General features: G+C 71.4%; 23 protein-coding genes. 16 read left to right on the top strand and 7 right to left on the bottom strand.

The window, feature by feature from the left end; genetic code table 11:
- Positions 1–50: 50 nt before the first annotated feature.
- The gene (locus tag QP939_RS15815; protein WP_285459761.1) at positions 51–956 is read left to right on the top strand and encodes a dihydrodipicolinate synthase family protein; all 906 of its coding nucleotides are present in this window, start codon (positions 51–53) and stop codon (positions 954–956) included.
- On the opposite strand, the gene QP939_RS15810 is transcribed toward QP939_RS15815, so the two are convergent.
- Positions 953–1,924 (bottom strand): RNA polymerase subunit sigma-70, encoded by a 972-nt coding sequence (locus QP939_RS15810; protein WP_285457534.1) that lies wholly within the window; start codon positions 1,922–1,924, stop codon positions 953–955. The two genes, QP939_RS15815 and QP939_RS15810, sit on opposite strands and share 4 nt — an antisense overlap.
- Positions 1,925–2,120: 196 nt before the next feature.
- Between QP939_RS15810 and lysA the strand changes: the two genes are divergently transcribed.
- Both lysA and QP939_RS15800 read left to right on the top strand, forming a co-directional pair.
- A complete protein-coding gene (gene lysA, locus QP939_RS15805; protein ID WP_285457533.1) occupies positions 2,121–3,464 on the top strand; it encodes a diaminopimelate decarboxylase in 1,344 nt (447 codons plus the stop codon).
- A gap of 295 nt (positions 3,465–3,759) precedes the next feature.
- Positions 3,760–4,242, top strand: a complete 483-nt coding sequence (locus QP939_RS15800; RefSeq protein WP_285457532.1) for an Lrp/AsnC family transcriptional regulator — start codon at positions 3,760–3,762, stop codon at positions 4,240–4,242.
- A gap of 33 nt (positions 4,243–4,275) precedes the next feature.
- On the opposite strand, the gene helR is transcribed toward QP939_RS15800, so the two are convergent.
- Complete coding sequence (gene helR / locus QP939_RS15795) at positions 4,276–6,480, bottom strand: RNA polymerase recycling motor ATPase HelR (RefSeq protein WP_285457531.1); 2,205 nt, start codon at positions 6,478–6,480, stop codon at positions 4,276–4,278.
- Positions 6,481–6,619: 139 nt separating this feature from the next.
- Between helR and QP939_RS15790 the strand changes: the two genes are divergently transcribed.
- On the top strand, positions 6,620–7,012 hold the full coding sequence (locus QP939_RS15790; RefSeq protein WP_285457530.1) for a VOC family protein: 393 nt from the start codon (positions 6,620–6,622) through the stop codon (positions 7,010–7,012).
- On the opposite strand, the gene QP939_RS15785 is transcribed toward QP939_RS15790, so the two are convergent.
- Entirely contained in the window at positions 6,988–7,482 is a 495-nt protein-coding gene (locus QP939_RS15785; RefSeq protein ID WP_285457529.1) for a DUF6328 family protein, read from the bottom strand. The genes QP939_RS15790 and QP939_RS15785 overlap by 25 nt on opposite strands.
- A 105-nt stretch (positions 7,483–7,587) precedes the next feature.
- On the opposite strand from QP939_RS15785, the gene QP939_RS15780 reads away from it, so the two are divergent.
- Positions 7,588–8,148: a superoxide dismutase gene (locus QP939_RS15780; RefSeq protein ID WP_285457528.1), complete on the top strand. Its 561-nt coding sequence runs from the start codon at positions 7,588–7,590 to the stop codon at positions 8,146–8,148.
- Positions 8,149–8,152: 4 nt separating this feature from the next.
- Here the strand turns inward: QP939_RS15780 and QP939_RS15775 are convergent, their stop codons facing one another.
- The 3 genes from QP939_RS15775 to QP939_RS15765 all read right to left on the bottom strand — a co-directional run bounded on the left by QP939_RS15775 (position 8,153) and on the right by QP939_RS15765 (position 11,611).
- Positions 8,153–8,542, bottom strand: coding sequence for a TIGR03667 family PPOX class F420-dependent oxidoreductase (locus QP939_RS15775; RefSeq protein ID WP_285457527.1), 390 nt, complete (start codon positions 8,540–8,542; stop codon positions 8,153–8,155).
- A 67-nt stretch (positions 8,543–8,609) separates the two neighbouring features.
- Positions 8,610–10,586, bottom strand: a complete 1,977-nt coding sequence (locus tag QP939_RS15770; protein ID WP_285457526.1) for a DUF2339 domain-containing protein — start codon at positions 10,584–10,586, stop codon at positions 8,610–8,612.
- Positions 10,587–10,645: 59 nt separating this feature from the next.
- A complete protein-coding gene (locus QP939_RS15765; protein WP_285457525.1) occupies positions 10,646–11,611 on the bottom strand; it encodes a Gfo/Idh/MocA family protein in 966 nt (321 codons plus the stop codon).
- 98 nt (positions 11,612–11,709) lie between these two features.
- Between QP939_RS15765 and QP939_RS15760 the strand changes: the two genes are divergently transcribed.
- Positions 11,710–12,102 carry a hypothetical protein gene (locus QP939_RS15760; protein ID WP_285457524.1) on the top strand — a complete coding sequence of 131 codons (393 nt, stop codon included), beginning with the start codon at positions 11,710–11,712 and terminating at the stop codon, positions 12,100–12,102.
- A gap of 38 nt (positions 12,103–12,140) precedes the next feature.
- Entirely contained in the window at positions 12,141–13,280 is a 1,140-nt protein-coding gene (gene dusB / locus QP939_RS15755; RefSeq protein WP_285457523.1) for a tRNA dihydrouridine synthase DusB, read from the top strand.
- On the opposite strand, the gene QP939_RS15750 is transcribed toward dusB, so the two are convergent.
- Positions 13,181–13,621: a hypothetical protein gene (locus tag QP939_RS15750; protein ID WP_285457522.1), complete on the bottom strand. Its 441-nt coding sequence runs from the start codon at positions 13,619–13,621 to the stop codon at positions 13,181–13,183. The genes dusB and QP939_RS15750 overlap by 100 nt on opposite strands.
- Positions 13,622–13,734: 113 nt before the next feature.
- On the opposite strand from QP939_RS15750, the gene QP939_RS15745 reads away from it, so the two are divergent.
- The 9 genes from QP939_RS15745 to idi all read left to right on the top strand — a co-directional run bounded on the left by QP939_RS15745 (position 13,735) and on the right by idi (position 23,604).
- Entirely contained in the window at positions 13,735–14,382 is a 648-nt protein-coding gene (locus QP939_RS15745) for a VC0807 family protein (protein ID WP_285457521.1), read from the top strand.
- Between the two features lie 33 nt (positions 14,383–14,415).
- Positions 14,416–15,108 (top strand): GntR family transcriptional regulator, encoded by a 693-nt coding sequence (locus tag QP939_RS15740; protein WP_285457520.1) that lies wholly within the window; start codon positions 14,416–14,418, stop codon positions 15,106–15,108.
- Positions 15,105–16,100, top strand: a complete 996-nt coding sequence (locus QP939_RS15735; RefSeq protein WP_285457519.1) for an ADP-ribosylglycohydrolase family protein — start codon at positions 15,105–15,107, stop codon at positions 16,098–16,100. The genes QP939_RS15740 and QP939_RS15735 overlap by 4 nt, the downstream gene beginning before the upstream one ends.
- Positions 16,097–16,966: a PfkB family carbohydrate kinase gene (locus QP939_RS15730; RefSeq protein ID WP_285457518.1), complete on the top strand. Its 870-nt coding sequence runs from the start codon at positions 16,097–16,099 to the stop codon at positions 16,964–16,966. Before QP939_RS15735 ends, QP939_RS15730 begins: the two co-directional genes overlap by 4 nt.
- Complete coding sequence (locus tag QP939_RS15725; protein ID WP_285457517.1) at positions 16,963–18,396, top strand: purine-cytosine permease family protein; 1,434 nt, start codon at positions 16,963–16,965, stop codon at positions 18,394–18,396. Before QP939_RS15730 ends, QP939_RS15725 begins: the two co-directional genes overlap by 4 nt.
- Positions 18,393–18,920, top strand: coding sequence for a cysteine hydrolase family protein (locus tag QP939_RS15720; RefSeq protein ID WP_285457516.1), 528 nt, complete (start codon positions 18,393–18,395; stop codon positions 18,918–18,920). The genes QP939_RS15725 and QP939_RS15720 overlap by 4 nt, the downstream gene beginning before the upstream one ends.
- Positions 18,921–18,930: 10 nt before the next feature.
- Positions 18,931–22,083 (top strand): NACHT domain-containing protein, encoded by a 3,153-nt coding sequence (locus tag QP939_RS15715; protein ID WP_434219649.1) that lies wholly within the window; start codon positions 18,931–18,933, stop codon positions 22,081–22,083.
- Positions 22,084–22,120: 37 nt separating this feature from the next.
- Positions 22,121–22,954 (top strand): alpha/beta fold hydrolase, encoded by an 834-nt coding sequence (locus QP939_RS15710; protein WP_285457514.1) that lies wholly within the window; start codon positions 22,121–22,123, stop codon positions 22,952–22,954.
- Between the two features lie 86 nt (positions 22,955–23,040).
- On the top strand, positions 23,041–23,604 hold the full coding sequence (gene idi, locus QP939_RS15705; RefSeq protein ID WP_285457513.1) for an isopentenyl-diphosphate Delta-isomerase: 564 nt from the start codon (positions 23,041–23,043) through the stop codon (positions 23,602–23,604).
- Positions 23,605–23,622 lie beyond the last annotated feature (18 nt).

The raw sequence follows: 23,622 nt of genomic DNA, 5'->3' as shown, positions 1-23,622 counted from the left end.
GGTCCGTGATAATGTTGTATGTCGCATCGTATATCAGATCGGACATGCCAGTGACGTTCGAGCAGCAGCGGCGACGGCTTTCCGGTGTGGTGGCCATCCCGGTCACGCCGTTCGACGCCGAGGGTGCCGTCGACGGCCAGACGTACGCGAAGCTGGTCGACCGGCTGATCACCGGCGGCATCGAGGTCGTGACGCCGAACGGCAACACCGGCGAGTTCTACGCGCTGGACGCGGGTGAGGCGCGGCAGTGCCTCGAGGTGACCGTCGAAGCCGTAGCCGGGCGGGCCAGTGTGCTCGCCGGGATCGGGCACGACGTCGCTTCGGCGACGCGGGCCGCTGAGCACGCGCGGGACGCCGGGGCCGACATGATCATGCTCCACCAGCCCGTCCACCCGTACATCTCCGGCGACGGCTGGGTCGACTACCACGCCACGATCGCCGCCGCGGTGCCCGAACTCGGCGTCGTGCTCTACGTCCGCAACCCCGCGATCGCCGGCGAACAGCTGCGCGCGCTCGGCGACGCGGCGCCGAACGTCATCGGCGTGAAGTACGCGGTGCCGGACCCCGTGCGGTTCGGCTCGGTCGCGCGGGACGCGGGTTTCGACCGCTTCGTCTGGATCGCCGGGCTGGCGGAGCTCTCGGCGCCCGGCTACTTCGCCGTCGGGGCGACCGGCTTCACGTCCGGGCTGGTCAACGTCGACCCGGCGATCTCGCTGGAGATGTTCCGCGCACTGTCCACAGGGGACTACCCGGCGGCGATGGCCGTGTGGGAGCGGATCCGGCCGTTCGAAGAGCTCCGCGCCGCCAACGGGAACGCCAACAACGTCAGCGTGGTCAAGGACGCGCTCGGCCAGCTCGGCCTGTGCCGCCCGGACGTCCGGCCGCCGAGCCGGTTGCTGACGGCGGCCGAACGGGAGCGGCTCTTCGGGCTCCTCTCGTCGTGGGGCCTGTCCTAGAGCGTCATCGGCAGGCCGAACCTCTCGAAAACGGCCGGGACGAACGTGGTCACCTCGGCCACCCGGCCGTCGGCGATCAGCAGGGTGTTGAGGCCGAAGGCGTGGAACCGGCCGTCGTGACGCACGTACGTCGCGACGGCTGGACCGCCGTTCGCGCGCGTCGGCACCATGTGCAGCTCCATCGAGACGTCCCCGTGCAGGACCGGCGCCCAGCCTTCGAGGACCGTCGCGAGCCCGCCGTACCAGGTCGGCTCCGGGCCGGGGTGGCCGCCGGCGCCCGGCTGGTGGCTGCAGCGGACGTCTTCGCGCAGCACCGCGGCGATGGCGGTGTCGTCCGCCGCCGTGATCGCGTCGATGTAGCGCGAGACGACCGCGCGCTCTTCGCCGCTCGACTCGACGCGCCACTCCGTACGTCGCGAAGGCAACTGCTCCTTCAACTCGGTTCGCGCGCGCTGAAGCGAGCTGTTCACCGAAGCCGGGGTTGTCGACAACGCGGTCGCGGTCTCCTTCGCCGTCCAGCCGACGACGTCGCGAAGGATGAGCACCGCGCGTTGCCGCGGCGAGAGGTACTGGAGGGCCGCGAGGAACGTCAGCTCGACCGTCTCGCGGGCGATGGCCGCGTCGAGGAGGTCGTCCGGGCTGGGCTGCAGCCACGGGACGGCGGCCGCGGGGCGGGGCGCCAGGTGCGAGTCCACCGCGACCGGCAAGGCCGGCGTCGGCACAACCCGCGGCGTGCGGTCCAGGAAGTCGAGACACGCGTTGGTCGCGATCTTGTACAGCCAGGCGCGCACGCTCGCGCGGCCGGCGTACTGGTCGCGGCCGCGCCACGCGCGCAGGAACGTCTCCTGCACCAGGTCCTCGGCCTCGTCGAGGGACCCCAGGAACCGGTAGCAGTGCCCGCGCAGCTCCCGCCGGTGCCGCTCGGTCAGTTCGGCGAACTCGGTCTCGTCCATCGTGTCGGTAACCATGCCCGGTGTGACGGCGTCCGCCGCGGAAATTCAGCTCTCCGCAGGTCAACCGGGGTGTGGTCGAAGTTACTCACGCGTTAAGAACGGGTAAGCGAGCACCGCGAGGCCGTCAGGACCGCATTCACGGGGGACGCGCGGCGGGCGGGACGGCGGTGTGCTGGCCGGGTCCGATCCGCCGTGATGCCCGGAGGCACCCGTGACGCTCAGCGAGCTTCTTCCCAGCCTTGGCTGCGAAGCCGCCGATCACCTCGAGCCAGGAGTCTGGCCGCGAAGCACCCGACTCGGCGAAGACGGCGAACTGCTCTTCGCCGGCGCGCGCGTCAGCCACCTCGCCGCCCGCTTCGGGACGCCGTCGTACTTCATCGACGAGCAGCAGGTCCGCGACACCGCCCGCGAGTACCGCGAAGCGCTGCCGGACGTCGAAGTCGCGTACGCGAGCAAGGCGCTGTGTACGCGGTCTGTGCTGCGTTGGGTCGCCGAAGAGGGGTTGTCGCTCGACACGTGCTCCGCGGGCGAGATCGCCGTCGCGCGCGGAGTCGGCTTCCCTGCGGAGCGCATGTTGCTGCATGGCAACGCGAAGACGCCCGAAGACCTGAAGGCCGCGCTCGAGTACGGCGTCCGGCGGATCGTGGTCGACTCGCTCGACGAGATCGAGCAGCTCGGCGCGCTCGCCCACGGCGCGCAGCAGGTGATGATCCGCGTGACGCCGGGCGTCGCGGCCGGGGCGCACGCGGCCATCAGCACCGGCACCGAAGGCCAGAAGTTCGGCTTTTCGCTGCTCGACGGCATTCCGGACAACGTCGACGCCGCCGTGCGGGCCGTCCTCGGTCAGCCCGGGCTGCGGCTCGCAGGCCTGCACTGCCACATCGGCTCGCAGGTCTCCGGCGTGCACCGGTACGAGGCGGCCGCGCGGCGGATGGCCGAGGTGCTCGTCCGGATCCGCGACACCCACGGCGTCACGCTGCGGGAGCTCGACCTCGGCGGCGGGCACGCGGTGCCCTACGTCGGCGGCGAGCCCGCGTTCGACCTCGGCGGCTACTCGCGGCGGCTGCGGGTGGCGCTCGCCTACGAATGCTCCAGCCACGGCTTCCCGTTGCCCCGCTTGACGATCGAGCCGGGCCGGGCGATCGTCGGACCGGCCGGGATCACGGTGTACCGCGTGTGCGCGGTCAAGCGCGGCAGCCGCACGTTCGTCGCCGTCGACGGCGGCATGAGCGACAACGCGCGCCCGTCGCTCTACGGCGCGCGCTACACGACGCGCCTGGTCGGACGGCGGTCGACCGCGAAGCGCGTCCCGATGACGGTCGTCGGACGGCACTGCGAAGCCGGTGACGTCCTCGCCGACGGCCTCGGCCTGCCCGGTGACCTGCACGCCGGTGATCTGCTGGCCGTCCCGTGCACCGGCGCGTACCACCATTCGCTGGCCTCGAACTACAACCAGGTCGGGCGTCCGCCGCTGGTCGGGGTCAAGAACGGTGTCGCGACGCTGCTGGTGCGCCGAGAGACCGAGGAGGACCTCAACCGCCGCGACCTGGGCTGACGCCGTGAACCAGGGCCGGGCAAGTCCGATGTAGACGGTGTCACGAACGCCGGAGCGGGCCGGTCCGGCGCCACCGGACCACCCCGCCGGCTGGTTCAGGCCACCCGGTGCGCCGAGAGCTCCCCGAGGCGCCTCGGAATGCAGCGTGATTTTCCTCCCCCGCCACCGATTCCTCGGCAGATCGTGATCCGCACACCGGATCACGTGAAGCTGGCGCGGGGGTCTCGCTTTCTCGCCCACGCTCGATACGCTGCGCACTTGACAAATCACATGCCGAAACACAGGGAGGGACGGCATGGGTGACGAAACACGGGCGCGCGCGCTGGACAACACGGACAGAGCACTGATCGCTCTGCTCCAGCAGGACGGCCGCGCGTCGTTCACCGCGCTCGCCAAGGCGGTCGGGCTCTCGGAGGGAGCCGTCCGGCAGCGTGTCCAGCGGTTGCTGCGCGACGACCTGATGCAGATCGTCGCGGTGACCGACCCCGCCAACGTCGATCTGACGCGGCAGGCCATGGTGGGGATCAGCGTCGACGGCGCCGATCCCCGCGAGGTCGCGGACCGGCTGTCCGAACTGCCGAACGTGCACTACGTCGTGTTGTGCGCCGGGCGCTACGACCTGCTGGCCGAGCTGGTCTGCCGGGACGACGACCACATGCTCGAGGTCCTCGGCGAAGAGATCCGCAAGATCGACGGCGTCTCGGGTACGGAGCTGTTCGTGTACCTGAAGCTGGCCAAGCAGAACTACGCCTGGGCCGGCTCACGGCGTAGGGGATGACGGGCCGAGACCCCGCCCGCCACCCCCGCCCGGCTACAGGAACCGCCGATGCCCGGCCCGGACCGGCACCCCGGCCTCGGCCAGCCCGGACAGCTCCGGCGGCAGCGGTTCCCGGTGCAGCACCCCGAGCCGCTGCGTGGCGCGCGTGAGCGCGACGTACAACTCCGCCGCGCCACGCGGGCCCTCGGCCAGGATCCGCTCCGGCGCCACGACGAGCACGGCGTCGAACTCCAGGCCCTTGGCCGCCGACGGCGGGATCGCGCCCGGCACGTCCGCCGGGCCGATCACGGCGCTGGTGCCCTCGCGCCCGGCTTCGTCGCGGACGAACTCGGCGATGGCGTCTTGCAATTCGCCGTCCGCAACTCGTCTGGACCACGGCCGGACACCGCACGCGCGCACGGATTCCGGCCGCCGCGCGTCCGGCGCGAAGCGCGCGAGCAGGGCGCCGGCGACGAGCATGATCTCGGCCGGTGTCCGGTAGTTGACCGTCAGCTCCCGGTAGACCCACCGGTCGGCGACGTAGGGCGCCAGCACCGAACCCCACGACCGCGCCCCGGCCGCCGAGCGCCGCTGCGCCAGGTCGCCGACGATCGTGAACGACCGGCTGGGGCAGCGCCGCATCAGCACCCGCCAGTCCATTTCGGACAGTTCCTGCGCCTCGTCGACGACGACGTGGCCGTAGGTCCAGTCCCGGTCGGCGGCCGCGCGGTCGGCGAGGTCACGCGTGTCGCGCTCGGCGAACCGCCCGGCCAGGTCCTCGGCGTAGATGAGGTTTTCGGCCGCCAGCATGATGTCCTCGTCCATCTCCTCGCGGTCGAGCTTCATCACGTCCATGACCCCGGCCGCGTACTCGGCGTCCTCCGCCGCCCGCCGCCGCGCGGTGGCCCGTTCGGCGGAGTCGTCCCGGCCGAGCAGGCCGGCCAGCTCGTCGAGCAGCGGCACGTCGGACACGGTCCAGGCCGCGCCGTCCACGCGGAACAGCGCCGGGTCGGCGCCCGCGGCCTCCAGGCGCCTCGGCGACATGTACAGCGGCGCCAGCAGCGTTTCCGGGGTCAGCTCCGGCCACAGGCCGTCGAGCGCGGCGGCGAGCTCTTCGTGCTCGGCCAGCTCCTCGAGGACGTCGGCGCGCAGGTCGGCCCACGCACCGCGGTCCTCGGGGGTCAGCCAGCCTTCGCCGATCATCGCCACGGCGCGCTCGGCGATGATCGTCATGACGTGCTCGCGGAACACCGGGCGGGCCTCGTTGTGCGGCAACCCGCTCCGCCGCGCTTCGAGCCGGGCCTCGCCCGCGATCCCGGCGTCGAGGGCCACGGTGACGTCGGCCAGCTCGACCGGCACCGGCTCCTCCGGCACCTTCTGCCGGTCGGCGACCGCGGCCGCGAGGACGTCGAGGATCTTCAGCGACCCCTTGAGCTGCGCCACTTCGGGCGTGTCCTCGGCCGTGACGCGCAAGCCGGGCACGAGCCCGCCGGGCGTCAGGAAGACGACGTCCGACTCGCCGAGCGACGGCAGCACGCGGCCGATGTGCTCGAGGAACAGCGGGCTCGGCCCGACCACCAGCACGCCGCTGCGGGACATCCGTTCGCGCTGGGTGTAGAGCAGGTACGCGACCCGGTGCAGCGCCACGGCCGTCTTGCCGGTGCCGGGCCCGCCTTCGACCACCAGCACTCCCGCGTGGCCGAGCCGGATGATCTCGTCCTGCTCGGCCTGGATCGTCGCGACGATGTCGCGCATCCCCTCGCCGCGCGGCGCGTTGACGGCCGCGAGCAACGCCGCATCCCCGCGTTCGTCGTCGCCTGGACGGCCGAGCACCTCGTCCGTGAAATCGATGACGCGACGGCCCATCGTGTGGAACTGGCGACGGCGGCGCATGTTTTCCGGGGTCGCCGCCGTCGCCGTGTAGAACGGCCGCGCCGCCGGCGCCCGCCAATCCAGCAACAGGGGTTCGTAGTCGTCTTCGTCGTCGAAGAGACCGATCCGGCCGACGTATCCGCGTTCGCCGGAAAGGGCGTCCAGCCGGCCGAAGCAGAGCCCGTTGTCGGCCACGTTCAGCCGGACCGTTTCCCGGGCCCGGATCCGGACGTCGGCGTCGCGCTCCACCAGCGCGATGCCGGTTTCCCCGAGCGCGGCGCGATAGCGGGCCCCCGCCTGCGCGCGTTCGCGGTCGAGACGTGCGTACAGCTTCTCGATGTACGCACGCTCGGCCCGCAATTCCTCGTCGTACCCCTGGTTTGACAAGTTCCCCTCACAGCGGTTAGACTAATGGCAGGTTCGGCGAGTTCTCCTATTCATTTCGGAGCGCACGCCGATTTTTTATTGTCCACCCGCTGTCAAGCCCCTTCACCGAACGGGCGTGCGCAGCGGTACTGTTCGCGGCATGAGCGGACCGCGGGTCTTCCGGCTGATCCAGCCCGTCGACGACATCGAGACGGCGGTCGCGTTCTACGAGCACGTCCTCGGCCACCCCGGCGAACGGATCTCGGTCAACCGGCACTACTTCCCGTGCGGCGGGGTCGTGCTCGCCTGCGTCGAAGCCCCGCCCGAACACCGCGAGCCGCGACCGCGCAAGGACCCGCGGATCGTCTACCTCGCGGTCGAGGACGTCGAAGAAACGTTCCGGCGCGTGCGCGCCGCACAGCCGCGGTGGATCGACGACTCGATCGAGACGCAGTTCTGGGGCGAACGCTCCTTCTACGCCGACGACCCGTTCGGCAACCCGCTCTGCTTCGTCCAGGAGGACACGCTCTACTTGGGCGGGCCCGTCGGCTGAGTGCCGCCGTTGTTGTCCGGGTGCAGCCGGATCGGGATGAGGAACCAGAGGCTCCCGAAGATCGCCGCCGACAGCACGGCGATGACGACCATCGCGATCTCGCCGTAGACGACCTTCGCGATCAGCGCCACCGTGGACGTGATCGCGAGCGCCAGGCAGACCAGGCCGACGAGCACGATCCGGTTGCCGACGGTCAGGATCCGCTCCCGGCTGCCCGTGCGGAACAGGAGCCGGTGCCACGCCGCGGGCGCGGTCAGCAGGGCCGTCGCCGCCACGGCCAGCACCACGGCCGACAGGTGCAGCGACTTCTCGAAGCCGCTGGCGTCGTGGAAGCGGTCGGTGAACACGACCGACAGCAGGAAGCCGAAGAGGATCTGCACCCCGGCCTGCGCGACCCGCAGCTCCTGCAGCAGCTCGCCGACGTTGCGCGTCAGCTGCTCGTTGCGGGTTTCACCGGTGTGTTCGGGCACACGAAGACGGTACCCGCGCCCAGCCCTCGGGAAACCGCCGAACACTGTTCACTCGTTCGCGTGGTGGTCGTGGCGACCGCCTTCCGCGCTGGCTAGAGAAGGACCATGCGCCTTCTTCCCGCCTTCGCGCTCGCGGCCGCCTGCACCGCCTTCGCGCCCGGCATCGCCGCCGCGTCGTCCCCCGTCGACGTCGCCACCGCGCACGGCACGTTCACCGCGTATGCCCCCGGCGCACACGCGGTGACGTACCGCCCCGACCTCGTCCCGGACGGTGCCCGGGCGCGCGTGTTCAGCGTTTCGGCGCCGCACGCCGGCACGACGACGACCCTCGTCGTCACCGGCCTGCGCCCGGGACGGGCCTACGGTGCCCACGCGCACACCCAGCCGTGCGGCGCCACCGGGGACGCCGCCGGGCCGCACTTCCAGCACGCGCCGGACCCGGTGAAGCCGTCCGTCGATCCCGCGTACGCGAACCCCCGCAACGAGATCTGGCTGGACTTCACCACCGACCGGCTGGGCACCGGCGTCGGCCGGTCCACTGTGGACTGGACGTTCGGCGCGCGACGTCCCCGGTCCGTGGTGGTCCACGAAACCCACACGCACACCGATCCCGGTCACGCGGGCACGGCCGGTGCCCGGCTCGCCTGCCTGGACGTCGGGTTCTAGGTCGTCAGAACCCCCAGGAACGCTCGGGCACCACGCGGATGCGGACGGAGTACTCGGCGTCGAAACCCTCCGTCGTGAAGCCGATTCCCGGGTAGGCCGACGCGTACTTGTCGAGGTATCCGGGCGCTTCGGAGGCTTTCCCCTCTTCGACGACCGCTTTGCCGTTGACGACGAGGACGTCGCCGCCCGTTTCGTTGCTGTTGAGGTGGAAGCTGACCTCGGCGTTCGCCTCGATGTGGCGGAGCTTCGCGGTGCCGGGCTGGCTGAACACGAGGATGTCTTCGCCGTCGAGGACGAACCACACCGGCCGCGGTGCGGGCCGCCCCTTCGGCGTGACCGTGGTCAGCCAGCCGATCTTCTCGGCGGCGCGGTCGGCCAGTTTCGGTTGGGCCATCGTCGGTACCCCCTGGGTTTTCGGTCTGTGACCCAGGTAACCACAGGGGGCCGACAATTCTTCCCGCTCAGCTCGAGCGGGACGACACCCGCCGCGCGTACCGCGACCCCGCGGCCAGCAGCACCAGCCCCGCACCGAGGAACGCGCCGACCCGCGCGAGGCCGTCCAGCGCCGACAGGTCGAAGAGGACGAGCTTGAGCACGGCCGCGCCGACCAGGACCAGGCCGGTCACGCGGAGCCCGACCACCTCGATCCCGCGCAGCAGCAGCACGAGCGCCGCGATCGTCCAGGACACCGTGATCAGCGCGTGGCCGACGAGGAAACCGGTCCGGCCCGGGATGGCCAGCAGGGACCCGCTCAGCACCACGCCGGCGGCGCCGTACAGCGCGGAAACGCCGGCGAGCAGCCACACCGGCAGGTCGTCGGACGGCCCGCGGAAGACCGCCAGCCGCGCCGCCGCCCACGGCAGGGCGACCGACACCGCGAGGATCAGGGCGGCGACCGCGAGCGCGCCCACGAGTTCCGCGGTCGGCCGCGGGCGAGCGAGGATCAGCAGCGCGGGCGTGACGTCGAAGACCACGCCGAGCAACCCGCCGATGGCGGCGAACCCGAGCGCGGCGCCCAGCGCGAACCGGTTGCGGCCGGCCAGCGCGGCCACGACGAGCAGCAGCGCCTCGGCGAGCAGGACCCCGGAACGGGCGGCGCCGTCGAACTGGGTGACGGTCGCCTGCAGGATCGCCAGCAGCCCGGCGATCCCGGCCAGCTGCCCGGCGAGCCCGCGGCGCACGGCCCAGACGACGAGCAGGACGACCCCGGCCCCGGCCGCGATCGGCACGGCCTGCACCTTGGGCAGCAGGGCCGCGGCGAAGAGCGTCGGCAGGACGGCCGTCGCCAGCAGGGAGAGCGCGGCGGGGTCGGTTTCCCGGCGGCGCAGGACGATCAGGGCGAGGGCGACGCCGACGACCCCGGCACCCCCGGCCGCGGCGGTGTTCGCCCAGCTGCCCCCGGAGCCGAGCACGGCGGTGCTGACGACGGAGGCGAACAGCGGCGGGATCCCGGCGGCGAGCGACAAGGACGACCACTCGCGGCGCAGCCGGACCGGCGTCGTCGCGAGCTGGACCATCAGCAGGAAGGTGACCAGTTCCGGGGTGAACCCGCGGGTGATGATCGGCGCGCACACGACACAGCCGACGACGACGGCCGAGGCCAGCAGCGGCGAGTCCCACCGCACGGCCACCAGCAGCCCGCCGACGGCGACGGCCAGGCCCACGGCCAGCCCGGCGAGGACGGGCAGGAACTCGTAGAGCGTGGTGGCGGCGACGGCGTCGAGGTAAAGGGTGGCGATCCCGGTGGCGGCGAGGGCGAAGGCACCGGTGCGACCGGCGGGCTTGCGGTGCAGCCAGACACCGGTACCGGTCAGGGCCAGCCCGAAGGCGGCGCCGACGAGCACCCGCGGCAGCGGGCCGAGCCAGCCCCGCTGGACGGCGAGGACGAGGAGGAGGACGACGCCGAGGAGGGTCACGGCACCGCCGACCCACGCCAGGACCCGGCTGCCCGCGCCTTCCTTGCCGAGCCGCTCGCCGAGGGTCTCGCGCGGAGGTGGCGGGGCGTAGGGCTGCTGGGGCGGCTGCCAGGCGTAGTTCGGCCACGGCATGGGCTGGGGTTGCGGGTGGGGCCAGGCGTGCGGGTGGGGCGATTGCTGCGGCCCCACGTGAGGCTGCTGCTGCCCAGCGGAGTGCGGCTGGGGCCCAGGCTGGGGCGGCTGCTGCCCAGCGAGGTGCGGCCGCGGCCCAGCGGGCTGGGGCTGGGGCGGCGACTGCTGCGGTTGGGGCGCCTGCTGCTCCGGCTGCGTTGCCTGCTGCTTTGGCTGCGCCTCCGGTGCGGGTTGCGTCCGCGCTTCCGGTGCCTCTTGCGGCTTCGCTTCCGACGCCGTCGGCTGCTCAGTCCCGGCGGTCCGCAGTTCGGAGCCCACCAGGGCGAGACGACGCCCCAGGTCGTCGATCTCGCCGGCGAGCCGGAGGAGCACATCTGCTTCGGTGGTCATACCGGACAGGGTCGCCCACCCGTCCGACCTGCGGATCCGTAGCACTACTCAATCCACGGTCACGTCCTGGTCGCGGCGCGCACCTCATCCATGGTCGTCATGATCGAGACGGTCTCGTCCAGCGGCATCAGGGGGCTTTCGGTCGCGCCCTCGGCGAGCAGGCGCGCGACCTCGTCGGCCTGGTGGCGCAGGCCGCGGCCTTCGTCGACGTACTCGTGGCGGGTGCGCTCGCCGTCGCGTCGGATGAGCGTGAACGACGCCGGTGCGTAGAACGGCCCCTCGACCTCGATGCGGGCCTCCGTGCCGACGATCGCGGCCGTCGTCGGCGACACCGCGCTCAACGTGCAGCTCAGCACGGCCTGCGCCCCGCTCTTGTACCCGAACAGCATCGACATCTGGGCGTCGACACCCGTGAAGGCGGGCGTGGCCATGGCGGCGACGCGGTCGGGAGCGCCGAGGACCATCGACGCGAAGGACACGGGGTAGATCCCCAGGTCGAGCAGGGCGCCGCCGCCCAGTTCGGGGGCGAACAAGCGGAACGCGGGGTCCTCGGCGAACCACTGCCCGTGGTCGGCGCTGACCGTGACGACGTCGCCGAGGCTCGGCAGCAGCTCGCGAATGTGCCGGACGTGCGGCAGGAAGCGCGTCCACATCGCCTCCATCAGGAACAGCCCGCGGTCCCGGGCGAGTCCGACGAGGTCACGCGCTTCCGCGGCGTCCATCGTGAACGGCTTCTCGACCAGCACCGGCTTCCCCGCTTCGAGCGCGAGGCGCGCGTTGCCGTGGTGCATCGGGTGGGGCGTCGCCACGTAGACGATGTCGACGTTCGGGTCGTTCGCGAGGGCTTCGTAGCTCGAGTGGCGGGCCGGGATGCCGAGCCGTGCACCGAAGGCGTCGGCGCTCTCGGCTTTCCGCGATCCCACGGCGGTGACGACGCCGGAGCCGGTGAGCTTCAGGTCTTGCGCGAACGCGGAGGCGATGCCGCCCGTGCCCATGATTCCCCAGCGCAGGGGCGTTTCGGTCATGCGCCGAACCCTACGGCCGCCGTGTCGGCAAAAGCACGGTGGAACCGCGGCCCGCGAGCGGGCACGGTGGGACTTCCCCAGTCGATCGGAGGCTCGCCGTGCCCCGCCGCCGTGTTTCCGAACGCGCTACACCTGCCGGTGCCGGGCGGGTCTTCCTGCCGGTGATGCTGGTCGTCTTCGGCCTGGGCACGGCGGTGCTCCTCGTCGCCGGGGGCATGGTGATGGCGAGAGAGCTGAGCCACGGCGGGGAGCTGTCGCCGTGGTTCCTGCTCTCGGTGTTCGCCACGGCGATCCAGCTGGTCGCGGTCGTCGTGCTCGGCTTTCGCCGCCGCTGGGGTGCCCAGGTGCTGGCGGTGGCGTTCGTGGCGGGTGTCCTGCTGGACTTCACCGCGGAGTCCGGCGTGAGCGGCGTGGTGGTCCTCCTCAAGATCCTCGTGGCCGGGTTGCTCGCCGCCGCGGTGCTGGTCCGGTGGGACGACCTCGTCGCCTGACCCGCCCCTGGTCGACGTGATCGACACCACAAGCGACAATGGACGACGTGACCGCCACGCTGAGCAAGCCCGCCCTGAAGATCGGCCCCTACCAGGTCGATCCTCCCGTCGTGCTCGCCCCGATGGCCGGCATCACCAACGTCGCCTTCCGGCAGCTCTGCCAGGAGTACGGCGCCGGCATCTACGTGTGCGAAATGATCACCGCCCGCGCCGTCGTCGAACGGCACCCCGGGACCATGCACATGATGACCTTCGGGGCCAACGAAAAGCCGCGGTCCATGCAGCTCTACGGCGTCGACCCGAAGACCATGGCCGAAGCCGTGCGGATCATCGTCGGCGAAGGGCTCGCCGACCACGTCGACTCCAACTTCGGCTGCCCCGTCGCCAAGGTCACGCGCAAGGGCGGTGGGGCCGCGCTGCCGTTCAAGCGGAAGCTGTTCGAAGCCATCGTGCGCGAGTCCGCCAAGGCCGCGGGCGACGTACCGTTCACCGTGAAGTTCCGCGTCGGCATCGACGACGACCACCACACCTTCCTCGACGCCGGCCGCATCGCCGAGGCCGAGGGCGCCGCCGCCGTCAGCCTGCACGCCCGGACCGCCGCCCAGCGCTACTCCGGCCAGGCCGACTGGACCAAGATCGCCGCGCTCAAGGAAGCCGTCACCAGCATTCCCGTGCTCGGCAACGGCGACATCTTCACCGCCGACGACGCCCTGCGCATGGTCGCCGAGACCGGCTGCGACGGCGTCGTCGTCGGCCGCGGCTGCCTCGGGCGGCCGTGGCTCTTCGGTGAGCTCGAGGCCGCCTTCCAGGGACGCGAACTCCCGACGCCGCCCAACCTCGGCGAGGTCGCGCGCGTGCTGCGCCGCCACACCGAGCTACTCATCGAGCACGACGGCCACGACAAGGCCATGCGCGACATCCGCAAGCACATGGCCTGGTACCTGATGGGCTTCCCGGTCGGCTCCGAACTCCGCCGCGGCTTCGCCATGGTCAGCTCGATGGACCAGCTCGACGACCTCATCGCCCAGCTCGACCACGACGCCCCCTTCCCCGAGGCGGCCACCGGCCCCCGCGGTCGTCAAGGCTCGCCAGGCAAGGTCACCCTGCCGCACGGCTGGCTCGACGACCCCGACGACGACTGCGTCCCCGAGGCCGAGGACATGCACTCCGGCGGCTGAGCCGCCCAGAACTCGCGCAGCTGGAGCAGGCTGAGGCCGAACAGCAGCACCCCCAGCGGGACGTGCACGGTCTTCACGTGCGCGATGCCCAGCGCCACCTGCGCCGACGCGAGCACGAGGAAGCCCACCGCGTGGAAGATCGGCCGGGGTGAACCACCGCCCGGCCGCCACGCCAGCACCGCCGCCACGACGTGCACCAGCACCACGACGTACAGCGTGTACGCCGACGCGCTGTGCAGCGCCAGCCCGCTCGGCGTGGTCAGCAGCAGCCCGGCCGTGACCGGCGTGAGGAACACGGCCAAGGTCTGCAGGGCGATCGTGGCGCGCAGGAACGTGGTCATACCGAGTAGACGACGCAGCCGCGCGAAACGTGAGGTCGCCCGTGACACTTGTCAGGGCCGGGTCGTGGCGGATGACATCCGTGCGGGAACCGCCGGCGCGACAAGCTTTTCGCATGACGAACCCCAGTGCTTCCGTCCTCCGGACCCTCGGTGTCGAGATCGCCGTCCCGCTCGGCGTCTACTACGGACTCCACTCGCTCGGCGCGAGCGACTTCACCGCGCTCGCCCTCGCCGGCGTCTTCCCGCTCGCCCGGACCCTCTTCCAGTTCGCCAAGAACCGGACGCTGAACGGGCTCGCGCTCGTCGTCCTGGTCACGAACGTCGCCGGGATGCTGCTGACCTTCGTCTCCGGTGACGCCCGGATGATGATCGCGAAGGACTCGATCGGCAGCGGGATCACCGGCCTCGTCATCCTGATCTCGGCCTTCACCGCACAGCCGATCATGACCAAAGCCTTGCGCCCCTTCCTCACCCACGGCGACGCCGACCACGAAGCCGCTTGGGAACGACTTCGCGGCAACGCGCGCTTCGGGACCGTTATCCGGCGAAGCAGCTTCGTCTGGGGTGTCGGCTTCATGCTGGAGAGCGCCGCTCGCGTCGTGGGCGCGTTCACGCTGCCGGTCTCGACGATGGTCTGGCTGAGCACCGTCATCTTCGTCGGCTCGTTCGCGGTCATCATGCTGATCTCCGGCGCGTCGGCCAAGGAAGCGGGCGCGATGGTCGCCGCGGAAGCGCGCCGCCGGGAGCTCGTCGCCGCTTGACCTGCGGCAACACCGAGGTGTACAGGTGTGTACATGTACAGCAAGCGGCAGCAGCTCGTCGGCGACCTCACCGACCTGATCCGCTCCGGGCGCCTCGCCCACGGTGAGCGGCTCCCGGGCGAGAACCAGCTCGCCCTGCGGTACCAGGTCAGCCGCGGCACCGTCCGCAGCGCACTTTCCGAGCTCCAGCAGCTCGAACTCATCTCCACCCAGGCCGGCGTCGGCTCGTTCGTCACCTTCGACGGCGTCCAGCTCGACCAGCGGATCGGCTGGGCCCGCGCCCTCGCCGACGCCGGCGCGCCCGTCACCACCGAGCTCATCGGCATCGAGACCGTCGAAGACCGCGCCCTCGCCGAGGAGTTCGGCGACCGGACCTACGTCGCCGTGAAGCGGCTGCGGCGGGAGCACGACCGCGGGGTGTCGCTCGAAACCGCCACCGTGCCCGCCGTCGGGCCACTCGCCGACCTCCCCGAGACCGGCCTCCGCGACGGCTCCCTCACCAAGACCCTCGAAGCCGCCGGGCGGATCTCGGTAGGCGGCGACCAGTGGATCAGCACCGAACGGCTCGACGCCGGCGCCGCCGACTTCCTCGGCCGCAGCATCGGGGAGCTCTTCCTCCGCGCCGAGCGCACCTCGGTCGACGTCGAAGGACGGCTCGTCGAGCGCGTCGTCAGCCTGCTCGACCCGGATCGCTTCCAGTTCCACCTCACCTTCGGACACCGGTGACCGCGCGGGACCGGGCGCTCGGCGCGTTCACCGGGCTGGCCGTCGGCGACGCGCTCGGCATGCCGACGCAGTCGATGTCCCGCGCCGCGATCGCCGCCACCTACGGGCCGGTCACCGGCCTGCTCACCGCCGTCGCCGAGCAGCCGGTCGCGCCGTCGATGCCGGCCGGGTCGGTCACCGACGACACCGAACAAGCCGTCCTGCTGGCCCGGTTGCTCATCGACGGCCGCGGGACCGTCGACCCGCACGTCTTCGCCGACGCCCTGCTGATCTGGGAGGCGGACATGGCCCGTCGCGGCTCCGCGGACCTGCTCGGGCCGTCCACGAAACGCGCGCTTTCCCGGCTCCAGGACGGGGTCCCGGCCGAGGAAGCCGGGCGGACCGGGACCACGAACGGCGCCGCCATGCGCGTCACGCCGGTCGGCATCGCGACGCCGTCGGAGAACCTGCACCGCCTGGTCGACGCCGTCGCCGCGACCGCGCGCGTCACGCACAACACCAGCCTGGGCATCGCTTCGGCCGCCGCGGTCGCGGCCGCCGTGTCGGCCGGGGTCGACGGCGCGAGCCTCCCCGAAGCGCTCGACGCGGGCGAGCGCGCCGCCGTCGTCGGCGGGGAACGCGGGCACTGGGCCCCCGGCGGGGAGATCGCGGCGCGGATCCACTGGGCGCGCGGCTGGGTGCGGGGCATGGCGCCGGACGCCGTCGCCGACGCGGTCGCCCGGGTGATCGGCACATCGGTCGCCTCGCAGGAGTCCGTCGTGGCCGCGTTCGCGCTGGCCGAAGCCATGGGCGACGACCCGCCCGCGGCGTTGCGCGTGGCGGCCGGGCTCGGCGGCGACACCGACACGGTCGCCGCTATCTGCGGGGCGATGCTGGGCGCCGCGCACGGGGTCGGCGCCTTCCGCCCCGACGTCGTCGAGACCGTGTTGTCGGTGAACCGCCTCGAGTTCGGCCCATTGGTCGACGAGCTCCTCAAGCTGCGCCGCCGATGACCGGGCGGCTGGTGCACACCGGGCAGGTCGTCGTCGACCTGGTCCTGGCGGTACCGGCCCTGCCACCCCCGGGCGGCGACGTGCTCGCGTCGTCGACCAACCTGCTGCCCGGCGGCGGTTTCAACGTCATGGCGGCGGCCGCGCGGTCCGGCGCGCGCGTGCTCTACGCGGGCAGCCACGGCACCGGCGGCTTCGGTGACCTCGCCCGCGCCGCACTGGCCGCGGAAGGCGTCGAAGTGGCGCACGAACCGACATCCGAACTGGACACCGGCGTCGTCGTCGCGCTGGTCGACGCGACCGGCGAGCGCACCTTCGCGACCGGCACCGGCGCCGAGGGACGCCTCCGCACCCTGGACGACGTGCACCCCGCCGGTGACGACATCGTCTACGTCACCGGCTACAGCCTGCTGCACTCGGCGAACCGAGCGGCGCTTTTGACGTGGCTGCCCCGGTTGCCCGGCTCGACGGTCCTGTTCGACCCCGGCCCGCTCGTCGCCGAAATCGACGCGAACACCCTGCGCGCAATGCTGTCCACTGTGGACGTCCTGAGCTGCAACGCCCGCGAAGCCGCGGTGCTCGGCGACCTGCCGCCGGTGACCGTCGTCCGCGACGGCGCGAACGGCTGCCGGGTGCACGACCACGGCCGCGTCACCGAGGTCCCGGGCTTCCCGGTCGACGTCGTCGACACGAACGGCGCGGGCGACACGCATTGCGGCGTACTGGCCGCCGAGCTGCTGCGCGGCAGTACCCTCCTCGACGCCGCCGTGCGCGCGACCGCGGCGGCCGCGCTCTCGGTGACCCGCCGCGGGCCCGCGACCGCGCCGGTCCGGACGGAGATCGACAAGCTCGTGGAGGCCAGGAAATGAGCGCTGCCCGCAAGCTCGAAGTGGAGACCAACGGCCTCGACGTGATCGACGACGCCGAGCGCCGCGGCCGGCCGCGCCAGCTGTTCTGGCCGTGGTTCGGCGCGAACGTGTCGGTGCTGGGCCTGAGCTACGGCTCGTTCACGCTCGGTTTCGGCATTTCGTTCTGGCAGGCGCTGGTCGCCGGCGTCGTCGGCATCCTGTTCTCGTTCCTGCTCTGCGGGTTCATCGCGATCGCGGGCAAGCGCGGCTCGGCGCCGACGATGCTGCTGTCGCGCGCGGCTTTCGGCGTCCGCGGCAACCGGCTGCCGTCGGCGATTTCGTGGCTGCTGACGGTCGGCTGGGAAACGGTGCTCACCGCGCTCGCGACGCTGGCGACGTCGACGGTGTTCGAGCGCCTCGGCTGGGGCGGCGGGACGCCGACGAAGGTGGTCGCGCTGGTCGTGGTGGCCGCGCTGACCGTCGCCGCCGGGGTGCTCGGCTTCGACGCGATCATGAAGCTGCAGACGTGGATCACCTGGATCACCGGCGTGCTCACGGTCGTCTACGTGGTGCTCGTGGCCGGTGACGTGCACTGGGGCGCGGTCCGCGAGCTGCCGTCGGGCTCGGCGCAGCAGTGGGTGGGCGCGCTGGTGTTCCTGATGACGGGCTTCGGCCTGGGCTGGGTCAACGCGGCGGCGGACTACTCGCGCTACCTGCCGCGGTCGTCGTCGAGCCGGGGCGTGGTGGGCTGGACGACGTTCGGCGCGTCGGTGGCGCCGCTGGTGCTGCTGGTGTTCGGGCTGCTGCTGGCGGGCTCGTCGACGTCGCTGAACGAAGCGATCGCGAAGGACCCGATCGGCGCGTTGACGACGTTGCTGCCGCTGTGGTTCCTGGTGCCGTTCGCGGTGGTGGCGGTGCTCGGCCTGGTCGGCGGCGCGGTGCTGGACATCTATTCGTCGGGCTTGGCGCTGCTCTCGGCGGGTCTGCGGGTCCGGCGGCCGGTGGCGGCGTTGATCGACGGCGTGCTGATGATCCTGGGCACGGTGTACATCGTGTTCTTCGGCGGCGAGTTCCTCGGGCAGTTCCAGGGGTTCCTGGTGACGCTGGGCGTGCCGGTGGCGGCGTGGTGCGGGGTGATGCTCGCGGACGTCCTGCTGCGCCGCCGGAACTACGCGGAGCAGGAGCTGTTCGACCCGGCGGGCCGCTACGGCGACGTCCGGGTCGGCCCGATCGCGCTGGTCCTGGTGGCGACAGCGCTCGGCTGGGGCCTGGTGACGAACACGTCGGCGGAGTGGCTGAAGTGGCAGGGCTACCTGATGGCACCGTTTGGGTTGGGCGGCCGCGACGGCTCGTGGGCGTACGCGAACCTCGGCGTGCTGCTGGCGCTGGTGCTGGCGTTCGTGGTGACGCTCTTGACGCGGCGGCGGGTCCGCGCGCAGGAGGCGGCGTGAAGTCGATCCTGGCGGTCATCGACCTGCAGAACGTGTTCGCCGACCCGGCGAGCCCGTGGTTCACGCCGCGGTTCGCCGCGATCCTGCCGCAAGTGCGCCGATTGGTGACCGCGTTCGGCGACGACGTCGTCTTCACGCGGTTTGTGGCGCCTTCGCGGCCGGAAGGGGCTTGGCAGCGGTACTACGAGCAGTGGCCGTTCGCTCTTCAGCCGCCGGATTCGCCTCTGTACCAAGTGGTCGACGCCTTCTCGCCTTCGTCCACTGTGGACGCGACTACGTTCGGGAAGTGGACTCCTCGGATGGCGACCCGGGTTGGTGGCGCGGGGTTGGTGCTGGCCGGGGTTTCGACGGACTGCTGCGTGCTGTCGACCGCGTTGGCCGCGGCGGACGCGGGCGTCGAGGTGACGGTGGTGTCCAACGCCTGCGCTGGTGCCGCCGACGAGAGTCATGCGAAGGCGCTAGACCTCATGCGGCTGTACGGCCCGTTGGTGAAGGTGGCGACGACCGACGAGGTGCTGGGCTAACCTTGGCTCGATGAGGCTCGAAGCGTCGGCCATTGCCTTGACCACGGCAGTGGTGAAGGCGGCCGCGAAGATCTGGCTCGGCGACCGCCCGATCGCCGCCGACGCCTCGGCCAAGGCACTCGACCTGATGGAGAAGCAGCTCGCCGGCCTCAACGACCGCCGCAAACTGAAGCTGCTGTTCACCAACCTCGAGTCCCGCGTCGCTGACCGGCTGCTGCCGTTCATCGACGTGGAGTTTCGCGGGCTGCCGGAGCACGAGCGGGCGGCAGCCGTCGAGGCAGCCCATGAGACGTTCGAGCGCGCGGCCCTGACCGACGAGGACCTGTTCGCCACCGACCTCGACGCGGCCTACCTGTACCGCTACCTGCTCGGAACTGCCCCGCGAATTCCCCGAGAGTTTTTGCTGTCGACCGATGGCACCGAGTTCTACCAGCGTGTTCTCCGCGAATGCTGCGCCTACCTGGTGCAGGTCACGACGACTCTGCCTCGATTCCAGTCCGGTGCTCTGGTCGAAGTCCTCCGCCGCGAGACGGACATCCTCGAAACGGTCCGGAACGTGCTCGCCGCGCTGCCGGAACGCCGCCACCCGGACGACTTCGCGGCGGACTTCCGCCGCCAGGTCGTGACCGCGTTGGACCGGATGGCCCTGTTCGGCGCGGGCCTGACCGACGCAACCCGGCTGTACCCGCTGTCGGTCGCATACCTGAGCCTGAACGTCAGCTCCGAGGACAACTTCGCGACCGGCGACCGGATCGAGCAGGTCCTGCCGAGGACGTCGAGGATCCTGCTGCGAGGCGAGGCCGGCTCGGGAAAGACGACGCTGCTCCAATGGCTGGCGGTCCAGTGCGCGAGCCGGCAATTGAAGGACGTCGACGGGTGGACCGACCTCGAGCCGTTCTTGGTGCGGTTGCGGCGGTTCAGCCGGTCACCGCTGCCCACGCCCGAGCGATTCCTGGAAGAGGTCGGTCGGCACATCGCCGACGAGATGCCGAACGGCTGGGTACAGCAGCGCCTGCGCAGCGGCCGGGCCGTGCTGCTCGTCGACGGCCTCGATGAGCTCCCGGACGAGCGTCGCGGTGAGGTGCGCGATTGGCTGCGTGAACTTGTCGGCGCATTCCCGCAGGCTCGGTTCGTTGTCACTACACGCCCCTCGGCGGTGGTCTCCGACTGGCTGCGCAACGAGGATTTCACTGAGATCCGGCTCCAGCCGATGACACCCCGCGACGTCCGGACGTTCGTAACGCGCTGGCATGCGGCGTTGCCCGGTACGGCTCTAGAGGAGCAGCGCGACTCGTTGATCGAGGCCATCGGCGCGCGGAGGGCGTTGCGGCGACTGGCCGAGAATCCGTTGCTGTGCGCGCTGCTCTGCGCCCTGCACCACGAAGGCAGCGGGCGGCTGCCGGACAACCGCATGGAGCTGTACGAAGTCGCGCTGCGCATGCTGCTCGACAACCGCGACCTCGAACGGCGGATCGAGGCCACCGTCCGCCTTTCCCTGCCCGAGAAGCTCGTACTGCTTCGGAGCCTGGCGTACTGGCTGGTCCGCAACGACCACACGGATGTCCCGGCATCCGATGCCGAAGCCCGTGTGGCGGCCAAGCTTCGGTCGATGGGCCAGATCGACGTCACCCCGCACACGGTGTTCCGCCACTTGCTGGATCGCGGTGGCGTGCTGCGCGAACCGGTCCCCGGCCGCATCGACTTCGTGCACCGGACGTTCCAGGAGTACCTGGCGGCACAGGCAGCCGTCGAAGAGGACGACATCGGAATCCTGACGACGAACGCACACCTGGACCAGTGGCGTGAGGTGGTGGTGCTGGCCGCCGGCCATGCGCACCGCCTGCAGCGGGAACGTCTGCTGGACGGGATCCTCCAGTCGGACGCGGACGAGCACGAGCGGCTGAAGCTCGACTTGGTCGCGTTGGCCTGCTTGGAAACCTCGCCGGTGTTAAGCGAGCGGCTGCGGAACGAGATCGAAGATCGGGCGAGCGCCCTCATCCCGCCCACCACCTTCGACGAGGCGGAGGCGCTGGCCGCAAGTGGCGATTTCGTTCTGGATCTGCTGGCCGACTTCGAACCGGAGCCGCGGCAAGTGCCCCTCCTGGTCCGCACGGCGGCCTTGATCGGCGGCCCGGCCGCGCTCGACTTCCTCGCAAGGTACAGCGGGAGCCGGGACGTCAACACCACGCTGGAGCTGATCGCGGCGTGGGAACGGTTCGACCCCGCGGAGTACGTGGAACGAGTGCTCGCCGATTCCCCTCTGCTCGACGGTTTTCTGGCCGTGTACGACCCGGCGCTGCTGCCCGGCCTCGAGCACCTGCGCAGCCTCGTGCGGCTGCGCTGCGGGTTCGGCAGCGGGTACGGCCGGTTGGACTTCGTTCGCGACCTGCCCCGGCTCGAGGCGCTGGAGATCGACGATTCCGCAGGGTACGACCTACCTTCCCTCGCCGGCACCAGCCTGACTCGGCTGGTACTGGTCGGCCCGTCCAACCGGCAGTCGGTGGACCTCACTCCGCTCGCCGAGGTGCGCGGACTGACCTCGGTCGAAGCCCGGCTCGGCACCCACGGCTGGGCTGCGTTGTCCGAACTGCCGCACCTGCGGCAGCTCGAGTTGAGCTGGATCGACGATCCGTCCCGTCTGTCCGACCTCTCGCCGCTGACCGGACTGCGATCGGTGTGCCTCAACCACGTTGTCCGGTTCACCGACTTGACGCCGCTCGCCTTCCTGGACGATCCGCACACGGTGCGCCTGCACGACTGCAGAACGCTCGAAGACGTGACACTGCTCAGCCGCTGGGCAGACGGGTTGCGAAGCTTGCGACTGCTTGAATGCCCGTTCGTAGACCTCACCCCGATCGCCGGGCTGACCGGTCTGCAGACGCTCGACCTCACCGGCACCGAGCTGCCCGACCTGTCCCTGTTGAGCGGGCTGCGGCAACTGCGGGAATTGCGCGTGCGGAACCCGCAGGGCGAACCCGGTCTGTCTCCGTTGGCCGATCTTCCCCACCTCACCGCGCTGACGATCACGGGGCGGGGCCCGCTCGACCTGCGGCCGTTGGCCGACCGCTCGGGGTTGGAGATCCGGGTCGGCAAGCTCGTCCAGCTTGCCGGGGTGGAGCTGCTCGGACCAGACAGCACCGTCGTGACCATCCGGGACCGCTGACACCGGACGTTCAACCCTGCGAAGTAGATTCGGGCTCGTGATCGACCACATCAGCATCCCCACCGAGGCCGGTTCCTTCGACGCCATCGCCGCCGGGCCCGAAGACGGGCGGCCCGTGCTGCTGCTGCACGGCTTCCCCGAGGCCGCCGTCGAGTGGGAGCACCAGGTCGCCACCCTCGGGGTGCTCGGCTTCCGGGCCGTCGCGCCCGATCAGCGCGGCTACTCGCCCGATGTGCGGCCCGAACCGGCCACCGACTACTCGATCGATCACCTCGTCGGGGACGTCGCCGCGATCGCCGACCGGTTGGGGTGGCGGGAGTTCGACCTCGTCGGGCACGACTGGGGCGGCGCCGTCGCCTGGTGGACCGCCGACGCGCACCCCGAGCGGCTGCGGAGCCTCACCGTCGTCTCGACGCCGCACCCCGCCGCGCTCGCCGAGGCCATGAAGACCGACGAAGACCAGCACCTGCGCACCCGGTACATGACCGAGTGGCGGCAGACCCGCGTCACCGAGCGGCGGATGCTGGAGAACGGCGCCCGCGCGCTGCGGGACATGTTCGAGCGGCGCGTGTCGCCGTCCAAGGTCGACGACTACGTCCAGCGGCTGTCCGAGCCGGGCGCGCTCACCGCCGCCCTCAACTGGTACCGCGCCGGGCGGCCCGGCGGGAAGATCGGCAAGATCGCCGTGCCGACGCTGTACATCTGGAGCACCGAAGACGTCTCCTTCGGCTCGACCGCCGCGCTCGACACCGCGAACTGGGTCAGCGCGCCCTACCGCTTCGAAATGCTCGAAGACGTCTCGCACTGGGTGCCCGAAGAGGCGCCGGAAGCCGTCACGACGCTCCTCGTCGAGCACCTCAACGCGCGGTAACGGGCCGTCACCCCGGCGGGCGGAACGCCGGTAACCCACCCGCCTCGCGGTACGGCGCGCGACGGCTCGTCGTGTTCACTGGACTCGTGGATACCGCGACCGAACCCGAGACCGAGCAGGTCGTCTTCGTCACCGAAGACGGCGTGCCCACCGGCGAAACCGGCCCGAAGCTGGCCAGCCACCACGAGCACACCCGGTTGCACCTGGCGTTTTCCTGCTACGTCCTGCGGCGCGGCGACAACGCGCTGCTGATCACCCAGCGGGCGCTCGACAAGAAGGTCTGGCCGGGGGTCTGGACCAACAGCGTCTGCGGTCACCCCGCGCCCGGCGAGTCCCTCGAAGACGCCGTGCGCCGCCGGGCCGCCTACGAGCTCGGGCTGCCGTCGCTGTCCGGGCTGCACTGCGTGCTGCCGAAGTACCGGTACCGGACGCCGCCGTTCCAGGGGATCGTCGAGAACGAGTTCTGCCCGGTGTTCGCCGCGTGGGCCGACGCCGAGCCCGACCCCAACCCGGCCGAGGTCGGCGACTGGCGCTGGGTCCCGTGGGCCGACTACCGCCAGTTACTGGGCGACAAAACGGCTAATGTGAGTTACTGGGCCAAAGACCAGTACGCGCAGCTCAAGGACATCGAGCCGTTCTCCGGGCTCTGAGCGAACGACTCCGCAGAG

The organism is Amycolatopsis nalaikhensis (assembly GCF_030264295.1).
Classification (GTDB): Bacteria; Actinomycetota; Actinomycetes; order Mycobacteriales; family Pseudonocardiaceae; genus Amycolatopsis; species Amycolatopsis nalaikhensis.
This window is presented reverse-complemented; position numbering and strand designations above follow the sequence as displayed.